The organism is Streptomyces sp. AgN23 (assembly GCF_001598115.1).
Taxonomy (GTDB): domain Bacteria; phylum Actinomycetota; class Actinomycetes; order Streptomycetales; family Streptomycetaceae; genus Streptomyces; species Streptomyces antimycoticus.
Map to the genome: position 1 here is coordinate 4762830 of NZ_CP007153.1, position 18003 is coordinate 4780832.

The window sequence follows — 18003 nt, forward strand, 5'->3', positions numbered from 1 at the left end:
ACCAGCCCCGGACCGACTCCGGCCTCAGAACGCGTCCACCGGCTTGTACGTCCCCCACACCTCCCGCAACGCATCGCACACCTCACCAAGCGTGGCCCGCGCCGCGAGCGCGTCCTTCATCGGGTACAGCACATTGGCCGTGCCCGGCTCGCTCTCGGCGGCCTTCCGCAGGGAGGAGAGCGCCGCGCCCACCGCCGACCGGTCGCGTTCGGCGCGCAGCCGGGCGAGCCGGTCGCACTGCCGGGCCTCGATCTCCGGGTCCACCCGCAGCGGCTCGTACGGCGCCTCCTCCTCCAGCTGGAAGCGGTTGACGCCGACCACCACCCGTGTCCCCGCCTCCGTCTCCTGGGCGATCCGGTAGGCGCTCCGCTCGATCTCCTCCTTCTGGAAGTTCCGCTCGATGGCGGCCACCGCACCGCCCAGGTCCTCGACCCGCCGCATCAGATCGACGGCCGCCGCCTCGACGGCGTCGGTCAGCGCCTCGACGGCGTAGGAGCCCGCGAAGGGGTCCACGGTCGCCGTCACATCGGTCTCGTACGCCAGCACCTGCTGAGTGCGCAGCGCCAGCCGGGCGGAGGTGCCGGTCGGGAGCGCGAGGGCCTCGTCGAAGGCGTTGGTGTGCAGCGACTGGGTGCCGCCGAGCACGGCGGCCAGGCCCTGGACGGCGACGCGTACGAGGTTCACCTCGGGCTGCTGGGCGGTGAGCTGGACGCCCGCGGTCTGGGTGTGGAAGCGCAGCATCTGGGACTTCGGATCGCGGGCGCCGAACTCCTCCCGCATCACCCGCGCCCAGATCCGGCGCGCGGCGCGGAACTTGGCGACCTCCTCCAGCAGCGTGGTGCGGGAGACGAAGAAGAAGGAGAGCCGGGGTGCGAAGTCGTCGATGTCCATCCCCGCCGCGACGGCCGTACGGACGTACTCGATGCCGTCGGCCAGGGTGAAGGCGATCTCCTGCGCGGGCGAGGCCCCGGCCTCCGCCATGTGGTAACCGGAGATCGAGATGGTGTTCCACTTCGGCAGCTCGGCCTTGCAGTACTTGAAGATGTCCGCGACCAGCCGCAGCGAGGGGCCGGGCGGAAAGATATAGGTGCCGCGGGCGATGTACTCCTTGAGGATGTCGTTCTGGATGGTGCCGGTCAGCCGGCTCCCGGCCACGCCCTGCTCCTCGGCCACGAGTTGGTGGAGGAGCAGCAGCAGGGCCGCGGGCGCGTTGATGGTCATGGAGGTCGAGACCCGGTCCAGCGGAATGCCCCCCATCAGCACCCGCATGTCCTCGATCGAGTCGATGGCCACGCCCACCTTGCCGACCTCGCCGTGTGCGAGGGGCGCGTCGGAGTCGTAGCCCATCTGGGTCGGCAGGTCGAAGGCCACCGACAGTCCGGTGGTGCCGTGCTCGATCAACTGCCGGTAGCGGGCGTTGGACTCGGCGGCGGTGCCGAACCCCGCGTACTGCCGCATCGTCCAGGGGCGGCCGGTGTACATCGTCGGATAGACCCCGCGGGTGAAGGGGTACTCCCCGGGCTCGCCCAGCCGCCCGGCCGGATCCCAGCCGCTGAGCGCGCCGGGCCCGTACACCGGCTCGACGGGGAATCCCGACTCCGACTCGCGCGCCATGGGTCCACGCCTCCTGGTGGCTGATACCGGGCGTTCTCCCGGTACGGGGCCTTGCTCACAGCATGCGTCGATGTTCGCCTCCTGGCAGCTTCGGGAAGCATTCAGAGCAAAAAGATCGGGGAGTGGGGGATTCAGATGCACCGGACAGCGGTGGTCGGCACGGCGCTGGCCACGGCCACGGCGGCGGCACTGGTCGCGGGGTGCCGGGCGGGAGAAGCGACCGTGGACGGCCGGGGGCAGGAGAGACCGCGGGCCAAGGCCAGTACGAGCGCACCCGCGCGGGAGACGCCCCGGCCGCATCGCACGTTCACGCACAAGGCCAAGCCCAAGCCCAAGCGGGTCGTGGCGCCCCCGCCGCGCACCACGAAGCCCGTCACACCGCGGCCCACCGCGCCGAGGGTGGCCCCGCCCGTGATCGCCGTCGGCACCAGCGGGGACCGGGTGCGCGAACTCCAGGCTCGGCTGCGCGCACTCGGCCTCTTCAACCGGAACCCGACGGGCTACTACGGCACGATCACGCAGGCGTCGGTCAGCGCGTACCAGCGGGGCCACGGCCTCTCGGTCACCGGCTCGGTGAGCCGGCGCACCTGGACCTCACTGCGCTCGGCGACCAAGACGCCCACGCACGACCAGCTGTATCCGCCGACCACTCTTCCGCTGGCCAAGCCGGATCCGCGGTGCCTGACCGGCCGGGTGCTGTGCATCAGCAAAAGCAGCCGCACCCTGGCCTGGATGGTGGGCGGGCGGGTGGTGTCGGCGATGGATGTGCGCTTCGGCTCGGAGTACACCCCGACCCGGGAGGGGCTGTTCCAGGTCAACTTCAAGAGCCGGGACCATGTGTCGACGATCTACCACACCCCGATGCCGTACGCGATGTTCTTCAGCGGCGGTCAGGCGGTGCACTATTCGTCGGACTTCGCCGCCCGCGGCTACAGCGGCGCCTCGCACGGCTGTGTGAACGTCCGCGACAAGAAGAAGATCGCTGCGCTCTTCGCCAAGGTCAAGGCGGGCGACAAGGTCGTCGTCTACAAGTAGGGCCGCAACCATCGATTGAGCAACCCCGACGGCGAGGACCCGGTCCGTGCGAGCGGCGCCGGTTGAGAGCGCAAAGGGCGAGCGGCGCGGGCAGAGCCGGGGGAACGTGCTCTGCCCGCGCCGAATGCGCGGAGCCGTCGGTACGGGGGGAACCTCGGCTCCCGCGCGGCCGATGACCAGTCGGCCCATTTCTTTCAGCGTCACCGCTGAAAAAAACGTCACACCTGGGTGCCGGAGTCTCAGTCGGCACTCGTTCCCGTAGCCGTCACCGGGTCCGTCGGCGCCGTGGAGTCACCTTTGGGCGTCGGTGTCGTGGTGTCGCTCGGCGTGCCGGTGTCGCTCGGCGGAGGCGGAGGCGGGGGCTGGGGGACTGTGGTGTCGTCCCCGCCACCTTTTCCCGAATCGCCACCGGAGCCGCCACCGCTGTCCGAACCGCCGCCGTCACCGGAGCCGGAGCCATTGGACCCACCGTTGCCGCCGCCGTTGTCCGAACCGCTGTCGGTGCCGTTGTCGCCGCCACCGTTGTCCGTGCTCTCGCCGCCGTCGTCGCTGCGCGGGGTGTCCGTGCTGTCGTCGGTGAGGATCTGGGTGCAGTAGCCGTGGATGGCGGACTCGCTCCCGGCCGCCTTCGTCAGCTTCTCCAGCGACTTCTTGTCGAGGTCCGCGCCCCCCAACTCGCCGACCAGGTAACGGGGGCAGATACGGAGGGCCCATCCCGGGGTGCCGTGCTTCCCCTTCGAGGAGGCGTCCCCCTCCTTGCCCTTGTCGTCATCCTCCGGATCGGAGGGGACGGTTCCGCCCTGGGCGCCGTTCGACCCCACATCGCTGGCATCGTTGTCGCTCGAACCGCTGGGGCCGGGTGCCGTCGTTCCGCCGTCCTCGGAGATCTCCGGGTGGGCGGATTCCCCGCCGGGTCCGGCGTCCGACATGCTCACCGAGGGGCCCGGAGTGTGGTGGCTCGGCCCGAACGGGGTGGGCAGCACGCCCGCCGCGGCCGCGACCGCGAAACCGCTCAGCGCACAGCCGGCCACCATCGCGATCATGCTCGCCCGCAGGGGGCGGCGCAGCCGCGGCCGTCTCTCTCCGAACTTCCGGATCCGCTGCGACCGCCGGGCCATCCCCGGCTCGGCGACGGCTTCCGCTTCGGCCTCGACGGCGACCCGGGCCGCCCGGAAGGCGGCCATGGCCGCTTCCTCGCCCGGAAGCGCGGACGCGTCGGAGGGGGCCGCCGGGCGGCCCGCTCCGGCGACGGCGCTGAGCACGGCCGCCAACCGCTCCGCTTCGGCATATGACTCGTCGCCCCGGCCGTCGGGGGCACCGGGCTGCCCCTCGACCGGTTCGCCGCGAAGCAACCGCTCCACGGCAGCGTCATCCAGCCAGCTGTAGCGGTGGTCTTCGGCCATCACATGTCCTTCTGCGTTGGCGCGCGTGAATCCGTCACACCAGCAGACTTCGCCACACCCGGGTTGGTTGCTCCGCCGCCGTGTGACTCACGTTGCCCCGGGATTCCCTCGAGCACCGCCGGATCGTCCCCCGCCGCCGGGCCGATCAAATCCGCGAGCCGCCGCAGACCCCGGTGGGCGGCCGTGCGCACCGCCCCCGGCCGCTTGCCCAGCACCGCGGCCGCGCTCTTGGCGTCGAGGCCGAGGACCACCCGGAGCACCACCGCCTCGGCCTGGTCCTGTGGCAACTGGGCGATCAGCCCGAGCGCCCGGCCGGTGCCGAGGGCCTCCATCGCCTCACCGGCGGTGTCCGCGTCGGAGGCGCGGAACTCCAGCTCCGACTCATCGCCGCCGATGGCCGGGCGACGGCCGCGCATCCGTATGTGATCCAGTGCGCGATTGCGGGCTATTCGGGCCGCCCAGCCCCGGAAACGGTCGGCGTCTCCGCTGAAGCGTTGCAGGTCGCGGGCGATCTGCAGCCATGCTTCGGAGGTGATGTCCTCCGCGTCTCCGTCCCCGACCAGCGTGCGCACATAGCCGAGGAGGCGAGGGTGCACGGACCGGTAGACGGTCCGGAAGGCGGTCTCGTCGCCTTCCTGCGCCGCGAGTACCGCGGCGGTCAGTTCCGCGTCGTCCGCCTGCACGCTCTCTTCCTGCCCCACTCGGAGAATCCGTGGTCCAGTCGATTCCGGCGTAGCCGCGGGCTAGCCCTGCCCGTAGGGCGGGTACTGCTGGCCGGGCTGGCCGGGTGGCGGGGTCGGTGGCATCTGGGGGGCACCGTACGAGCCGGGCCCGGGGGCCGGGGTGCCGTAGGGGGCCGGTCCGGGCGCCGGGGCGCCGTACGGGTTCGGCGCCGGCATGCCGTACGGCGCCGGGCCGCCCATCTGCGGGGGCAGCGAGGCGCGCTGCTCCTGCATCGCGGTGATCTGCCGGACCAGCAGCAGCGCGAGGACCGCCGCGGCCATGAAGATCACGATCGCGAACATATCGAAGGCCAGGATGGAGTGCAGGCTCTCGATGTCGCTCTTGGCCTCGGAGGGGGACGGGGCGTAGTCGTCGCCCTCCACCTTGCCCCGCAGCAGGTTGTAGCGGATGCCGCCGATGGCGTTGGTGATCAGCGCGACGATCCAGGTGACCCACCAGCCGTTGAGCAGACCGCGGCTGACCGCGTGCGGCCCCTGCGGGGAGCTGGCGCGCCAGATGTCGTTGGCGATCTGCTTGGGGAACCAGAAATTGACGACGGGGGTGAACCACGAACCGGCCGCCCAGCCGCTGCTGAAGCGGTGCTGGCCGGGCGCGAAGACCTCGGCGTTCAGCCGCAGCCGCCGGAACCAGATCGCCCAGACCACGGCGATCGCGACGGTGAGCAGCGAGTAGCTGACCTGTGCGGTGGTGAACAGGTCATCGGCGTCATTGAGGTCCTGCTCGGTGATGGAGACGGACTTGCCCTCGACCGCGTCCAGCATGTCGCCGATCACGCTGTACTGACCGGAACGCCCCACGAAGAGGAAGATGAGCGCCGGCAGCGCCACGCCGAACAGCGCGACGAGCGTGGTGGAAAGCCCGCGCCGCAGATCGACCCCGCCGGTCGGCATGCCCATGGGCGGGGCAGCCGGGTAGCCGCCGGGTGTCGGCGGCATCTGCGCCATCTGCGGCGGGACGGACGGCTGCTGCGGCGGCGCGGAGGGCTGCTGCAGCTGCTGCTGGTACGTCCCGCATGCGGCACAGCGCCCGTCGGGGCCGACGGCGACAGCGCGGCAGTTCCCACACGGATACATGGTCTTTTGAGTCCCCCTGGGAACGTGACCCGCTGCGGGCCACGCGAGAAAATGAAGCCTCTGACCGCGCCCAGAGCGCGGACCTGCACGTTACGGGCATCCGACCGGTCAAGTCCAGAGCGGAACGGACCCTGGACGCGGGGTGAAGTCCCCGGTTTCGTGCAAGGGGAGGTGTGACGCAATCGAGGCGTGCGACGCTGTAAGGGGTGCGAGCCTTTGACGGCTCTCCCTGATCGACGGTCGGGGCCTCTCCTGTGGGGGGTGGCGGCCCCGACCGTCCTTCTTTTTCTCCCTCTTCTCTGCCGCCCGGCTCTCGCGCTCAGACCCCGAGCCGCTCGGCGAGCCGGGTGAAGTCGGACCAGCTCAGCGGCGGCTTCCCGGGATCCCACACCCGCTGGGCCAGCGCCGCGAGCGGCAGCCGGATGCCCTGGGCCACCTGTGCGGGCGTCTGGGCCTCGGGCCGGTCCCCCCAGACGGCGAAACGGGCGCCGAGGATCCGGTTCGGTCCGGTCAGGGACTTGTCGGCGACGGGCGTGGAGCCGCGCAGGACCGCGGGGGACCAGCTCTCGTAAATACGTTCGCCGGTCGGGTAGGTGAAGCCGCCGGGCTCGCCGAGGACGTAGTAGAGGTACGAGTCGTTGAGGTTGACCACCTTGCGGCCCTCCTTCAGATACTCCAGCGGCTGCCGGGCCGTCTCCTTCAGCCGTCCCGTCCAGTACTCGACCTCGATGTTCTTGTCGGGCTTGACGACGCCGCCGGCGAAGAAGCCGTCGTTCCACGCCTTGGGCTGCTTGCCCAGCTGCCGGGCGAGCCGGGCCCGGTCGTTCAGCCAGCCGGTGACCAGGTCCTGCACCCGGGCGTTGGGGCCGTACTTCGCCTTCGCGGCGGCCACCAGCTTCGGGAACGACGCCTGGGGGTCCTTGACGGTCAGCGCGAGGTACTCATCGGCGCCCAGATGCCACCAGCGGCCGGGGAAGAGCGGGGCGTACTCGCGCATCAGCTGATCGACGATGCGGGCAGCGGCCGGCTGGGAGATGTCCACCGACCCCTGGAACGTGGTGCCGCCCGCGTTGCGGAGCTGGAGCTGCGGATGGGCCCTGATGACGGCGCCGAGATGGCCCGGCGAGTCGATCTCGGGGATGACGGTGATGTGCAGCCGCCGCCCGAGCGCGACGATCTCCCGGACCTGGGCCTTGGTGAGGTGCTGGGCCGAGACGATCTCGGGGTGGCTGGTGCTCTGGATGCGGAATCCCTGGTCGTCCGAGAAGTGCAGGGCCAGCTGGTTGAGCTTGAGGTCGGCCATCTCGCGCATCCGGGCCTCGATCCACCCGGCCGAGAAGAACTTGCGCGCGATGTCCAGGTTGAGGCCGCGCTGGGCGCGGCCGGGCCGGTCGTGGATCACGCCTTCGGGGAGGCGGCCGCCGGAGCGCAGGGCCTGTTTCACGGTGCGGGTGCCGCAGAAGACGCCCGCGTCGGCCGGGCCGGTGATCCGGGCGCGGCCGCCGCCGACCGTCAGCGTGTACGCCTCGCGGCCACCGCTCTGCCCCGGATCGAGGGCGAGGGAGAGATCACCGGTGCGGGGGGTACCGGAGGCGGTGCGCAGCCCCAGCTCCGCGGCGATGGTGCGGGCCTCGTCGGCGAGCGGGCCATCGAGGTCGGCCACCACCCGGCTGCCGCTGCCGGGCCGCCAGCCCGGGCCCGTGGTCGGGGTGAACTCGCGGACGGAGGGGACGGTGCGGGGCGGGGCGGAGGCCGCCGTGCCGTGCGGCGGGGTGGTCGAGGGGGGCCGCGCCGAGGTGGCGGTCGTGGCGTGCGCGGAGTGCGCAGGCGAGGAGCGGGTGCCGGCCTGCCCCTGGCCGCCGTCCGTCTGCTGGCAGCCGAGGGCCGCCAGGACGAGGGTGGCGACGGCACCCGCGACGAGACCGCGGACGCAGGACGCCTTGGTGGCTCTGAGCGGCAATCCCATGGCGGTGTACCTCCTTAGGCCCTCCCCGCTTCGGGCATTCGGCCGCTTTGGGGTCGAAAAACACCCTGCGCCCCGAATGCCGTCCACCGCATGCGGTAAAACCTCCCCGTTCGGGTGATATCGCGTTCCCCCCGGGCCCCCGTCCCCGCCCCTCGTTAACGTGAACTGCTCACGCGCCCAGCCCATGTCTCCCACGCCCGACCCGGGCGTCCGCTGCTCCCGGGCGCGGCGCCCCTTCCCCGCGTGTCTCATGCGTGTCCGAGGAGTCCACGCTGTCCAGGTCCAGGTCCCGCGCCGCCGCCTCCCGCCTCGACCGGCTCAATACCGCCACCGCCGACGCGGCCGAGGCCGCGCTGCTCGCCTGTTGCGGCAGCCGTCGCTGGGCCCGGCTGATCGTCGCCCACCGCCCGTACCCCGATCTGGAGGCGCTGCTGGCCGCCGGGGACGAGGCCAGCTATGACCTCACCCCGGCCGATCTGGACGAGGCGCTCGCGGACGAGTCGGTCGTCGGCCATGAGCTGCCGCCCGCACAGAGCCTGGGGTCACTGGCCGCCCACACCGCGCTCCAGGCCGCCCACGATGCGTACGAGCGTCGGTTCGGTCACGTTTTCGTCATCTGTCTGGACGGCCTGCGGCCCGAGGAGCGGCTCGACCGGCTGCTGACCGGGATCCGGGACCGGCTGGGCAACGAGCGGGAGCGGGAGCGCGACAACACCGCGGAGGAGCTGCGGCGCATCGCCCGCGGCAGGCTCGTCCGGCTGGCCGCGGACACCTCCTGTCTGCCGGATGTATCCGGGTTCCGTATCGCGTGATCGCCCGTTCGTGCTTGATAGATCACACCTGAGCCCCCCGGACGAACCTGCCGACAGCACGTCGGTACGATGTCCAGGGCCGGTGGACCGTACCCGGCCGGGCCCGACCGACCGTGAAGCCGGCAGGCCCCAAATCCGCTTCCGGAGGGTTTTTCCGTGCCGGCTGGAACGCTGTATCGCGGCCGGGAAGGTATGTGGTCCTGGGTGGCTCATCGAGTCACCGGCGTCCTCATCTTCTTCTTCCTGTTCGTACATGTGCTGGACACCTCGCTGGTCCGCGTCTCGCCCGAGGCGTACGACAACGTGGTCGCCACCTACAAGAATCCCGTCGTGAACCTGATGGAGTACGGCCTCGTGGCCGCCATCCTGTTTCACGCCCTCAACGGCCTTCGCGTCATCGCCGTCGACTTCTGGTCCAAGGGAGCGAGGTACCAGCGGCAGATGCTCTGGGGTGTCGTCGGTATCTGGGTCGTGCTGATGGCCGGTGCCTTCTACCCGATCCTCCAGCACACGCTGCGCGAACTGTTCGGGAGCTGACGCACATGTCCGCCGAGACCACCACCCCCGCGAGCGACGCGGTCAGCGCGTACGACGTGGATCATCCGGCCCCGGTCATCGAGCCGCCGCGGGCCCGTACCCGCAAGACGCCCAGGGCGACCCGGACGAACTTCGAGATGTACGGCTGGCTCTTCATGCGCCTGTCCGGCGTCCTGCTGGTCGTCCTGGTCCTGGGCCATCTGCTGATCCAGCTGGTGCTGGACGGCGGTGTCACCAAGATCGGCTTCGCCTTCGTGGCCGGCCGCTGGGCCTCGCCCTTCTGGCAGGCATGGGATCTGATCATGCTCTGGCTCGCCACGCTGCACGGCGCGAACGGCCTGCGCACGATCATCAACGACTACGCGGAGCGGGACAACACCCGCCTGTGGCTGAAGGCGCTGCTCTACACGGCGGCAGGATTCACCATCGTGCTCGGCACTCTGGTGATCTTCACCTTCGACCCGAACATCCGCTAGGCCCCGGGGCTGAGGTATCCACTCATGAAGATCCATAAGTACGACACCGTCATCGTCGGCGCCGGCGGGGCCGGAATGCGCGCGGCCATCGAGTCGACCAAGCGCAGCCGCACCGCGGTGCTCACCAAGCTCTACCCGACCCGCTCCCACACCGGCGCGGCACAGGGCGGCATGGCCGCCGCCCTCGCCAACGTCGAGGAGGACAACTGGGAGTGGCACACCTTCGACACGATCAAGGGCGGCGACTACCTGGTCGACCAGGACGCCGCCGAGATCCTGGCGAAGGAGGCCATCGACTCCGTCCTCGACCTGGAGAAGATGGGCCTGCCGTTCAACCGCACCCCGAACGGCACCATCGACCAGCGCCGCTTCGGCGGCCACAGCCGTAACCACGGCGAGGCCCCGGTCCGCCGGTCCTGCTACGCCTCGGACCGCACCGGCCACATGATCCTCCAGACGCTGTACCAGAACTGCGTCAAGGAGGGCGTGGAGTTCTTCAACGAGTTCTACGTCCTGGACCTCCTGATGACCGAGGTCGACGGGGTCAAGCGCACCGCCGGTGTGGTGGCGTACGAGCTGGCCACCGGTGAGCTGCACGTCTTCCAGGCGAAGGCCGTCGTCTTCGCCTCCGGCGGCTGCGGCAAGTTCTTCAAGGTGACCTCCAACGCGCACACCCTCACCGGTGACGGCCAGGCGGTCGCCTACCGGCGCGGGCTGCCGCTGGAGGACATGGAGTTCTTCCAGTTCCACCCGACCGGCATCTGGCGCATGGGCATCCTGCTGACGGAGGGCGCCCGCGGTGAGGGCGGCATCCTCCGCAACAAGGACGGCGAGCGCTTCATGGAGAAGTACGCGCCGGTCATGAAGGACCTGGCATCGCGAGACGTGGTGTCGAGGTCGATCTACACGGAGATCCGTGAGGGCCGCGGCTGCGGTCCGGAGGGCGACCACGTCTATCTGGACCTGACCCACCTGCCGCCGGAGCAGCTGGACGCCAAGCTGCCCGACATCACCGAGTTCGCGCGGACGTACCTGGGCATCGAGCCGTACACGGACCCGATCCCGATCCAGCCGACCGCGCACTACACGATGGGCGGCATCCCGACCAACGTCCAGGGCGAGGTGCTGGCGGACAACGACACCGTCGTCCCGGGCCTGTACGCGGCCGGCGAGGTCGCCTGCGTCTCGGTGCACGGCGCCAACCGCCTGGGCACCAACTCGCTGCTCGACATCAACGTCTTCGGCCGCCGGGCGGGCATCGCCGCCGCGGAGTACTCCGCCAGGGCCGACTTCGTCGAGCTTCCGGAGGACCCGGCCGGGTTCGTCCAGAGCCAGGTGGAGAACCTGCGGGACGCGACCGGCACCGAGCGGGTCACCGAGGTCCGCAAGGCGCTGCAGGAGACCATGGACAAGAACGTCATGGTCTTCCGCACCGAGCAGACGCTCAAGGAGGCCGTCGAGGAGATCGGCCACCTGCGGGCGCGGTTCAAGAACGTCAGCGTCCAGGACAAGGGCAAGCGGTTCAACACCGATCTGCTGGAGGCCATCGAGCTGGGCAACCTGCTCGACCTGGCCGAGGTCATGGCGATCTCGGCGCTGGCCCGCAAGGAGTCGCGCGGCGGCCACTACCGCGAGGACTACCCGAACCGCGACGACGTCAACTTCATGCGGCACACCATGGCGTACCGAGAGGTGGGCGCGGACGGCTCCGAGTCCATCCGCCTCGACTACAAGCCGGTCGTGCAGACCCGCTACCAGCCGATGGAGCGTAAGTACTGATGAGCACTCCCACCCTCGAGAAGTCCGACCAGGCCCCCGAGGCGGCCGACGCCACCGCCTCGCACCTGATCACCGTGACCTTCCGGATCCGGCGCTTCAACCCGGAGGTCTCGGACCAGCCGGTCTGGGAGGACTTCCAGATCGACCTCGATCCGAAGGAGCGCGTCCTCGACGGCCTCCACAAGATCAAGTGGGAGCTGGACGGCACCCTGACCTTCCGCCGCTCCTGCGCCCACGGCATCTGCGGCTCCGACGCGATGCGGATCAACGGCCGCAACCGGCTGGCCTGCAAGACGCTGATCAAGGACATCAACCCGGAGAAGCCCATCACGGTCGAGCCGATCAAGGGGCTCGCGGTCCTCAAGGACCTGATCGTGGACATGGAGCCGTTCTTCCAGGCGTACCGCGATGTGATGCCCTTCCTGATCACGACGGGCAACGAGCCGACGCGTGAGCGGCTGCAGTCCGCCGAGGACCGCCAGCGGTTCGACGACACCACCAAGTGCATCCTGTGCGCCGCGTGCACCTCCTCGTGCCCGGTGTTCTGGAACGACGGCCAGTACTTCGGCCCGGCGGCGATCGTCAACGCGCACCGCTTCATCTTCGACTCCCGCGACGAGGGCGGTGAGCAGCGGCTGGAGATCCTGAACGACAAGGACGGCGTCTGGCGCTGCCGCACCACCTTCAACTGCACCGAGGCGTGCCCGCGGGGCATCGAGGTCACCAAGGCCATTCAGGAGGTCAAGCGCGCCTTGATCACGCGCCGCTTCTGAGCGCTTCTGAGCGTCCGTTTCTGAGCGCTTCTGAGCGACGGAGCCTTTGGCTCCAAGCCTTTGGGCGAGGGCCCCGCTTCCGGATTCCGGGGGCGGGGCCCTTGTCGTACCGGCGCACGCCGGGGACTGTGCACACGATCTATACATGCAATGTATACACATGGCGTATAGTCCTGCGCATGGCCACCGCCTACCTTCTGCCGATCAAAACGGCCGCAGCCCTCTTCCCGCTCCTGGCACTCGTGTTATTGCTGCCGACGGCCGTCCTCCTCTACCGCCGTCACGGCGTGATGTCCCCGGGGCGGACGCTGTCGCTCTACGGCTTCCTCTACTACCTGCTCACCGCCTACTGCATGACGATCGTGCCGCTGCCGAAGCAGACCGGCGACATGTGCGAGCGGTTCGCACCCGTGGCCCATCCGCAGTGGATGCCCGGGAACACCTTCAGCGACATCTGGAAAGAGGCCCACCACCAGGTCGGGCTCAACGCGCTCGTCCTCCAGAACCCCGCCGTCGCCGGGACCCTCTTCAATCTGCTGCTGCTTGTGCCGCTCGGCGTCTTCCTGCGCTACCACTTCGGGCGCTCGCTGCGCGCCACCGCCGTGATCGGCTTCGTGGTCTCGATGTCCTTCGAGCTGACGCAGTGGACCGGGGTGTGGGGTCTCTACAGCTGCCCGTACCGCCTCTTCGACGTGGACGACCTGATCGTCAACACCTCGGGAGCGGTGGTCGGTTGGCTGCTGGCCGGCCCGGTCGCACGGCTGCTGCCCGCGCTGGAGGCGCTGGACGGGCGGGCGCTGGCGGCACGTCCGGTGCCGTTCGGGCGGCGGCTGACGGCGCTCACCGTCGATCTGGCCGGATGTGTCGTCACATCGGTGTTCGCCACCGTCGTGATGATCGAGCGGCGCGGAACGGCCCCGGCATGGCTGCCCGTCGCGATCTGCGTGGTGTGGTTCGTCCTGCTGCCGCTGGCGACCGGTGCGACGCCCGGAAAGCGGCTGGTGCTGCTGCGGCTGGTGGGGGAGAACGGCGGCCCGCTCGTGCCCTGGCGGCTGATCCTGCGAGCGCTGGTGCTCGCGGCGTCGGTGATGCCGTTCCTGTCGGGATTCTTCCTGGCCACGCTGATCCTGCTGAACGAGCCGTGGCGCTACGACCATCTCACCACCGTCCACGGCTCGGGCGCCCAGAACGCGGAGACGATCCTCTACGCGCTCAGCAGCATCGAACTGCAGGCGGTGCTGGCCGGGCTCGCGCTGACGGCCGCCTGCGCGTGGAGGACCCTGCGCCACCCCCACCGACTCGCCCCGCACGACCGCGTCTCGGGCATCCACAACGCCACGCTGCCGCACAGCCGGGCCGTACGGGCCGGCGCGCAGGCCGCCGACCGGTCGGAGCCGGTCGCGGTGGCGCGGGCGGCCGACGACGGCGCATCGGCGGGGGACCTCGACCGTCCGCTGGTCGGCACGGGTCCTGTGGGTCCCACCGGCTCGGCGAAGGTTGAGCGGTCCGCCGCCGACTCCCGCTGACGCGGGATGGCGCCGGGATGGCGGGCGCTCAGACGCTCAGGTACGGGTCGAGGCAAGCTCCACCACGGTGACGTCCGGCGGCGCCCCGACCCGTACCGGCGGGCCCCAGGCGCCCGCGCCGCGGGTCACATAGAGCTGGGTGTCGCCGTACCGGTCGAGACCGGCGGCGGTCGGGTTGGCGAGCTCGGCCACATAGGTGCCGGGCCACAGCTGACCGCCGTGGGTGTGGCCGGACAGCTGGAGATCGACGCCCGCCTTCACCGCGTCGTGGATCACCACCGGCTGATGGGCGAGCAGCACGGAGGCACGCGAGCGGTCGCGGCCGCCGAGCGCCTTGCCGAAGTCGGGGCCCTGGCCCTCGCTCTCGCCCCCGACGTCGTTCACCCCGGCGAGATCGAAGCCGGGCAGCTCGGTGCGCTCGTTCTCCAGGGGCCGCAGGCCCAGCTCACGCACATGATCCAGCCACGCGTCGGCGCCCGAGTAGTACTCGTGATTGCCGGTGACGAAGTAGCTGCCATGGCGGGCGCGCAGCGCGCGCAGCGGCTCGGCGGCCGGGCCGAGGTCCGCGACACTGCCGTCCACGAGGTCGCCGACGACGGCGATGAGGTCGGGGTTGGTGCGGTTGACCGCCTCGACGACCCGCTGGGTGTGGGCGCGGCCCAGGATCGGCCCGAGGTGGATATCGCTGACGACGGCGATCCGGAAGCCGTGCGCCCGGCGCGGCAGCTTGGCGAGCGGCACGGTGATCCTCTTGACCCGCGGCCCGCGCAGCACGGTGTACGTCCCGTACCCCACCGTTCCGGCAGCCACGGCAGTGGCCCCGACGGCCACGGCCCGCGCGACAAACAGCCGCCGGGGGGCGGCGGGCGCCGGACCGTCCGTGCGCACAGCCACCGGAGCGGGGGCGACGGCGGTCGCCGCCGAACCGGCGTCCGCTGTCCGCCCGGCGGCAGCCTCATCCGCGGCCGCCGCGGGGCTCTCGGTCGACCGCACATCAGCGGGTTCGGCGGGCTTGCGACGGGCAAGCCAAGCGCCCAGCAGAGGCCGTACCGCCTCGCCCACGAGCAGGGCCAGAGTCAGGTACAGGAGCAGGGCGAGCCAGAGGTAGCCCGGCCAGGCCAGGACGCGCTGGAGCGGGAAGGGCGCGCCCGCGCGGCCCGAGATCACCGCGCCGACGCTCATCAGCGGCAGCACGAAGGCGGCCGCCGTGCCCGTACGGCGCGCCCACCCCCCGCGCGCCGTCGTGTCGCCGACCAGCCGCCGCCACACGTACCAGTGGACGCCGGTCAGCACGCCGACGACGGCCAGTGCGATCAGGACGTAGAGCACGACCATCCCAGGTCCCCTCCCCTAGCGACTACCCGACTACCCGACGGCTACCTGGAACGGCTACTCGGAGGCGTCGTTTCGACGCAGAGCGCGCACCCCACGCAACCCGATGACCCCGATCGCCGTCCCCAAGAGAAACGAGGTGATCGCGAGCAGCAGATGCACCCAAAAGTACGTGGTGGGGTCGCCGGAGTCGTCGAAGGCGAGTCCGCTGGCGTCCTTCCACAAATTTTTGACAAAGGTGAACCAGATGACCCAGCTCCAGACCCCGAAGGCGAGCAGGAACCAGGACACGGGGCGGCTGAGCTTCATGGGTTCCAGTATGGGCACGGCCCCGGATACCTCCACGCGGGGGTCTGCCGTCAACACATCAGCGCTGCTGTCGCTCTCCTCAGCGACGCCAGGTACGTTCACCTCCGTGCCCACACCTTCCTTCACCAGCACTCACGTCCGAGACCGCACCCGTAAGAGCACCGGCAAGAGCACCCGCGAGAGCGGTCGCCGTACCCCCGCCCGCCGCGCCGCCGCGCCGCTGGCCGCCACCGCCGCCGCCCTCCTGCTGTGCGGACCGCTCGCCGCCGCCCCGGCTCACGCCGCCGATCAGCCGGGCGGCGCCACCGACGCGGTCAAGCCGCCCGCCCATATGTCCACGGTGGGCGGGAAGCGGCTCGGCCGCCCCGGCACCCAGGTGGACCCCAAGGCGGGCGCGCCCGCGCTGCCCAAGGAGCTCAGCGGAAAGTCCTGGCTGGTGGCCGACGCCGAGTCCGGTGATGTGCTCGCCTCGCACAACGCCCACTGGCGGCTGCCGCCCGCGTCCACGCTGAAGATGCTGTTCGCGGACACGCTGCTGCCGAAGATGCCGAAGACGAAGACCCACAAGGTGCAGCTGTCCGACCTGGAGGGGATGGGTGAGGGCAGCAGCCTGGTCGGGGTCAAGGAGAACTACACCTACTCGGTCCACGACCTGTGGCTCGGCGTCTTCCTGCGCTCGGGCAACGACGCGGTGCATGTGCTGTCGGCCATGAACGGCGGTGTCCCGGCGACCGTAAGGGAGATGCAGGCACACGCGAAGCATCTGAACGCGCGCGACACCCATGTGGTCACACCGGACGGCTACGACGAGGAGGGCCAGGTCAGCAGCGCGTACGACCTGACCCTCTTCGCCCGCTCGGGGCTGCAGAAGGCGGACTTCCGCGAGTACTGCTCGACGGCGACCGCGCAGTTCCCCGGCACGTTCGAAAAGGGCAAGAAGAAGCGCTCCAGCTTCGGCATCCAGAACACCAACCGGCTGCTGACCGGCTTCGGCGTCGAGCCCTACAAGGGCATCGCCGGGGTCAAGAACGGCAACACCACGAACGCGGGCGCCACCTTCACCGGGGTCGCCCAGCGCGGAAACCGGGTGCTGCTGGTCACCGTCATGAATCCGCAGGAGAAGGAGGCGAACGAGGTCTACAAGGAGACCGCGAGGCTCTTCGACTGGGGCTTCAAGGCGGCGGGCTCGGTGAACCCGGTCGGCACCCTCGTCCGCCCGGGCGCGGCGGGCGCGAGCCACCCCTCGGACGGCGGCGAGAACGGCCATAAGCACGCCCAGGCGTCCGTCTCCACGGACGACGGGGGCTCCGGCGGGGCGTGGACCGCGGTGGGCATCGCGGGCGGCTCCCTGGCGCTGCTGGGCGCGGCGGCCTTCGGGGTGCACCGTCGCTGGCCGCTGCCGGAGCTGGCCCGGCGCCGCTCGCGCGACTGAGCGAACCCACTGAGCGAACCCACTGAGCGAACCCACTGAGCGAGCCCTTACGGCCGAGCCGGGCCTCTTACGGTCGCTGTCACGCCGCCGCCTGCGGGCCTCCGGGCCCGCGGGCGCGGTGCTTTCCGACCTCCGGCTCGGACGGCCGGGCGCTGTCCGGCTCGGAAGGGTCGGCCTTGTCCGGCTCGGACGGCTCGGCCTTGTCCGGCCCGGACGGCTCGGCCTTGTCCGGCCCGGACGGCTCGGCCTGGTCCGCCTCGGCCGCCCATTCGGCCTCGTGCTCGGCCCGGGCGGCGGGCGGGGTGGCGGTCCAGGCGGCGCAGTACAGCGTGAGTTTCGCGGTGAAGTTCATCCATAGGAGCAGGGCGATGGGCACCCCGAACGCCCCGTACATGCTCTTGGCCGCCACGTCCTTCAGATAGCTGCTGAGCAGCACCTTGAGCAGTTCGAAGCCGATCGCGCCGATGAGCGCGGCGACCACGACCGTACGGCGGGGCGGCTGCACGCCGGGGAGCCAGGTCAGGACATAGCTCAGCAGCACGAGGTCGGCGCAGACGGCGATGGCGAACGCGGCGATCCGCAGCAGCCAGCCGCCGACCCCGTTCTCGGGGATGCCGATCAGCTGGGCGATCCGGCCCACGGCGGTGGCGGCCAGGGCGGAGACGGCGAACGACACGAGCGCCACACCGCCCAGCCCGATCAGCACGAAGCCGTCCTTGACCTTGCGCACCAGCGGGTTGCCGGGGTCCTCCTCCAGCTCCCATACCGCGCGCAGGCACTCGCGCAGCGAGCCCACCCAGCTGATGCCGGTGAACAGCAGCAGGGCGCCCGCGACGACTCCGATCGTGGCGGCGTTCTGGACGAGTCCGCCCAGGTCGAGCTGGCCGGAGATCCCGGGGATCTGCTGGGCGATCTTCTTCTGCAACTGGGCCATCTGCGATTGGCTGAGCATCGCCGCGCCGACGGCCGCGCCGACGGCGATGAGCGGGAAGAAGGCGATGAAGCTGGCGAAGGTGATCGCGGCGGCGAGCCGGGTCCAGTGGACGCGGTCCAGCCGTTCGTAGGTACGCCAGGCATGGGTGCGCATCAGCCAGGCCATCGCGGGGCCGACGACAGGCAGCCGGGTCAACGATTCCATGATCAGCAAGTACCCTTCTGCGCGGTGTCACTCCTCGGCGCGCCGGTGCGCGAT

At 70.7% G+C, this 18003-nt stretch carries 16 protein-coding genes; 8 read left to right on the forward strand and 8 right to left on the reverse strand.

The features are described from left to right. Positions 1-24: 24 nt before the first annotated feature. Entirely contained in the window at positions 25-1614 is a 1590-nt protein-coding gene (locus tag AS97_RS20475) for a methylmalonyl-CoA mutase family protein (protein ID WP_059143539.1), read from the reverse strand. Between the two features lie 135 nt (positions 1615-1749). Between AS97_RS20475 and AS97_RS20480 the strand changes: the two genes are divergently transcribed. After that, positions 1750-2649: a L,D-transpeptidase family protein gene (locus AS97_RS20480; RefSeq protein WP_086710393.1), complete on the forward strand. Its 900-nt coding sequence runs from the start codon at positions 1750-1752 to the stop codon at positions 2647-2649. 239 nt (positions 2650-2888) lie between these two features. Here the strand turns inward: AS97_RS20480 and AS97_RS20485 are convergent, their stop codons facing one another. From AS97_RS20485 to AS97_RS20500, 4 genes are all read right to left on the reverse strand, one after another. Next, on the reverse strand, positions 2889-4052 hold the full coding sequence (locus AS97_RS20485; RefSeq protein ID WP_210565407.1) for a hypothetical protein: 1164 nt from the start codon (positions 4050-4052) through the stop codon (positions 2889-2891). Next, positions 4052-4735: an RNA polymerase sigma factor gene (locus tag AS97_RS20490; RefSeq protein ID WP_059143542.1), complete on the reverse strand. Its 684-nt coding sequence runs from the start codon at positions 4733-4735 to the stop codon at positions 4052-4054. The genes AS97_RS20485 and AS97_RS20490 overlap by 1 nt, the downstream gene beginning before the upstream one ends. 60 nt (positions 4736-4795) lie before the next feature. Then, on the reverse strand, positions 4796-5869 hold the full coding sequence (locus tag AS97_RS48610; protein WP_059143543.1) for a DUF4328 domain-containing protein: 1074 nt from the start codon (positions 5867-5869) through the stop codon (positions 4796-4798). Positions 5870-6188: 319 nt separating this feature from the next. After that, complete coding sequence (locus AS97_RS20500) at positions 6189-7835, reverse strand: glycoside hydrolase family 20 protein (protein ID WP_210565408.1); 1647 nt, start codon at positions 7833-7835, stop codon at positions 6189-6191. 254 nt (positions 7836-8089) lie between these two features. Between AS97_RS20500 and AS97_RS20505 the strand changes: the two genes are divergently transcribed. The 6 genes from AS97_RS20505 (at position 8090) to AS97_RS20530 (ending at position 13738) form a co-directional block, all read left to right on the forward strand. Next, complete coding sequence (locus AS97_RS20505; protein WP_210565409.1) at positions 8090-8647, forward strand: 2-oxo-4-hydroxy-4-carboxy-5-ureidoimidazoline decarboxylase; 558 nt, start codon at positions 8090-8092, stop codon at positions 8645-8647. Between the two features lie 156 nt (positions 8648-8803). Then, positions 8804-9184 carry a succinate dehydrogenase, cytochrome b556 subunit gene (sdhC, locus tag AS97_RS20510; protein WP_014061379.1) on the forward strand — a complete coding sequence of 127 codons (381 nt, stop codon included), beginning with the start codon at positions 8804-8806 and terminating at the stop codon, positions 9182-9184. 5 nt (positions 9185-9189) lie between these two features. Next, positions 9190-9660: a succinate dehydrogenase hydrophobic membrane anchor subunit gene (locus tag AS97_RS20515; protein WP_037953443.1), complete on the forward strand. Its 471-nt coding sequence runs from the start codon at positions 9190-9192 to the stop codon at positions 9658-9660. A 24-nt stretch (positions 9661-9684) separates the two neighbouring features. After that, positions 9685-11439 carry a succinate dehydrogenase flavoprotein subunit gene (sdhA, locus tag AS97_RS20520; RefSeq protein WP_059143546.1) on the forward strand — a complete coding sequence of 585 codons (1755 nt, stop codon included), beginning with the start codon at positions 9685-9687 and terminating at the stop codon, positions 11437-11439. Next, positions 11439-12212 (forward strand): succinate dehydrogenase iron-sulfur subunit, encoded by a 774-nt coding sequence (locus AS97_RS20525; RefSeq protein ID WP_059143547.1) that lies wholly within the window; start codon positions 11439-11441, stop codon positions 12210-12212. The genes sdhA and AS97_RS20525 overlap by 1 nt, the downstream gene beginning before the upstream one ends. Before the next feature lie 179 nt (positions 12213-12391). Continuing rightward, entirely contained in the window at positions 12392-13738 is a 1347-nt protein-coding gene (locus tag AS97_RS20530; protein ID WP_210565410.1) for a VanZ family protein, read from the forward strand. A 36-nt stretch (positions 13739-13774) separates the two neighbouring features. Here AS97_RS20530 and AS97_RS20535 read toward each other — a convergent pair whose 3' ends face one another. Together AS97_RS20535 and AS97_RS47485 are read right to left on the reverse strand one after the other, a co-directional pair. After that, the gene (locus AS97_RS20535) at positions 13775-15073 is read right to left on the reverse strand and encodes a metallophosphoesterase (RefSeq protein ID WP_210565411.1); all 1299 of its coding nucleotides are present in this window, start codon (positions 15071-15073) and stop codon (positions 13775-13777) included. A 54-nt stretch (positions 15074-15127) separates the two neighbouring features. Continuing rightward, positions 15128-15379: a hypothetical protein gene (locus AS97_RS47485; protein ID WP_043241427.1), complete on the reverse strand. Its 252-nt coding sequence runs from the start codon at positions 15377-15379 to the stop codon at positions 15128-15130. 10 nt (positions 15380-15389) lie between these two features. On the opposite strand from AS97_RS47485, the gene AS97_RS20540 reads away from it, so the two are divergent. After that, positions 15390-16811: a D-alanyl-D-alanine carboxypeptidase gene (locus AS97_RS20540; RefSeq protein ID WP_349017641.1), complete on the forward strand. Its 1422-nt coding sequence runs from the start codon at positions 15390-15392 to the stop codon at positions 16809-16811. A 79-nt stretch (positions 16812-16890) separates the two neighbouring features. On the opposite strand, the gene AS97_RS20545 is transcribed toward AS97_RS20540, so the two are convergent. Further along, a complete protein-coding gene (locus AS97_RS20545; RefSeq protein ID WP_247204438.1) occupies positions 16891-17949 on the reverse strand; it encodes a YihY/virulence factor BrkB family protein in 1059 nt (352 codons plus the stop codon). Positions 17950-18003: the final 54 nt, after the last annotated feature.

Excerpts from the sequence above, each read along its gene's own strand:
- AS97_RS47485 (WP_043241427.1), bottom strand. The coding sequence starts at position 15,379 with ATGAAGCTCAGCCGCCCCGTGTCCTGGTTCCTGCTCGCCTTCGGGGTC.
- AS97_RS48610 (WP_059143543.1), bottom strand. The coding sequence starts at position 5,869 with ATGTATCCGTGTGGGAACTGCCGCGCTGTCGCCGTCGGCCCCGACGGG.
- AS97_RS20540 (WP_349017641.1), top strand. The coding sequence starts at position 15,390 with ATGGGCACGGCCCCGGATACCTCCACGCGGGGGTCTGCCGTCAACACA.
- AS97_RS20525 (WP_059143547.1), top strand. The coding sequence starts at position 11,439 with ATGAGCACTCCCACCCTCGAGAAGTCCGACCAGGCCCCCGAGGCGGCC.
- AS97_RS20545 (WP_247204438.1), bottom strand. The coding sequence starts at position 17,949 with ATGGAATCGTTGACCCGGCTGCCTGTCGTCGGCCCCGCGATGGCCTGG.
- AS97_RS20485 (WP_210565407.1), bottom strand. The coding sequence starts at position 4,052 with ATGGCCGAAGACCACCGCTACAGCTGGCTGGATGACGCTGCCGTGGAG.
- AS97_RS20535 (WP_210565411.1), bottom strand. The coding sequence starts at position 15,073 with ATGGTCGTGCTCTACGTCCTGATCGCACTGGCCGTCGTCGGCGTGCTG.
- AS97_RS20515 (WP_037953443.1), top strand. The coding sequence starts at position 9,190 with ATGTCCGCCGAGACCACCACCCCCGCGAGCGACGCGGTCAGCGCGTAC.
- sdhA (WP_059143546.1), top strand. The coding sequence starts at position 9,685 with ATGAAGATCCATAAGTACGACACCGTCATCGTCGGCGCCGGCGGGGCC.
- AS97_RS20480 (WP_086710393.1), top strand. The coding sequence starts at position 1,750 with ATGCACCGGACAGCGGTGGTCGGCACGGCGCTGGCCACGGCCACGGCG.
- AS97_RS20500 (WP_210565408.1), bottom strand. The coding sequence starts at position 7,835 with ATGGGATTGCCGCTCAGAGCCACCAAGGCGTCCTGCGTCCGCGGTCTC.
- AS97_RS20530 (WP_210565410.1), top strand. The coding sequence starts at position 12,392 with ATGGCCACCGCCTACCTTCTGCCGATCAAAACGGCCGCAGCCCTCTTC.
- AS97_RS20475 (WP_059143539.1), bottom strand. The coding sequence starts at position 1,614 with ATGGCGCGCGAGTCGGAGTCGGGATTCCCCGTCGAGCCGGTGTACGGG.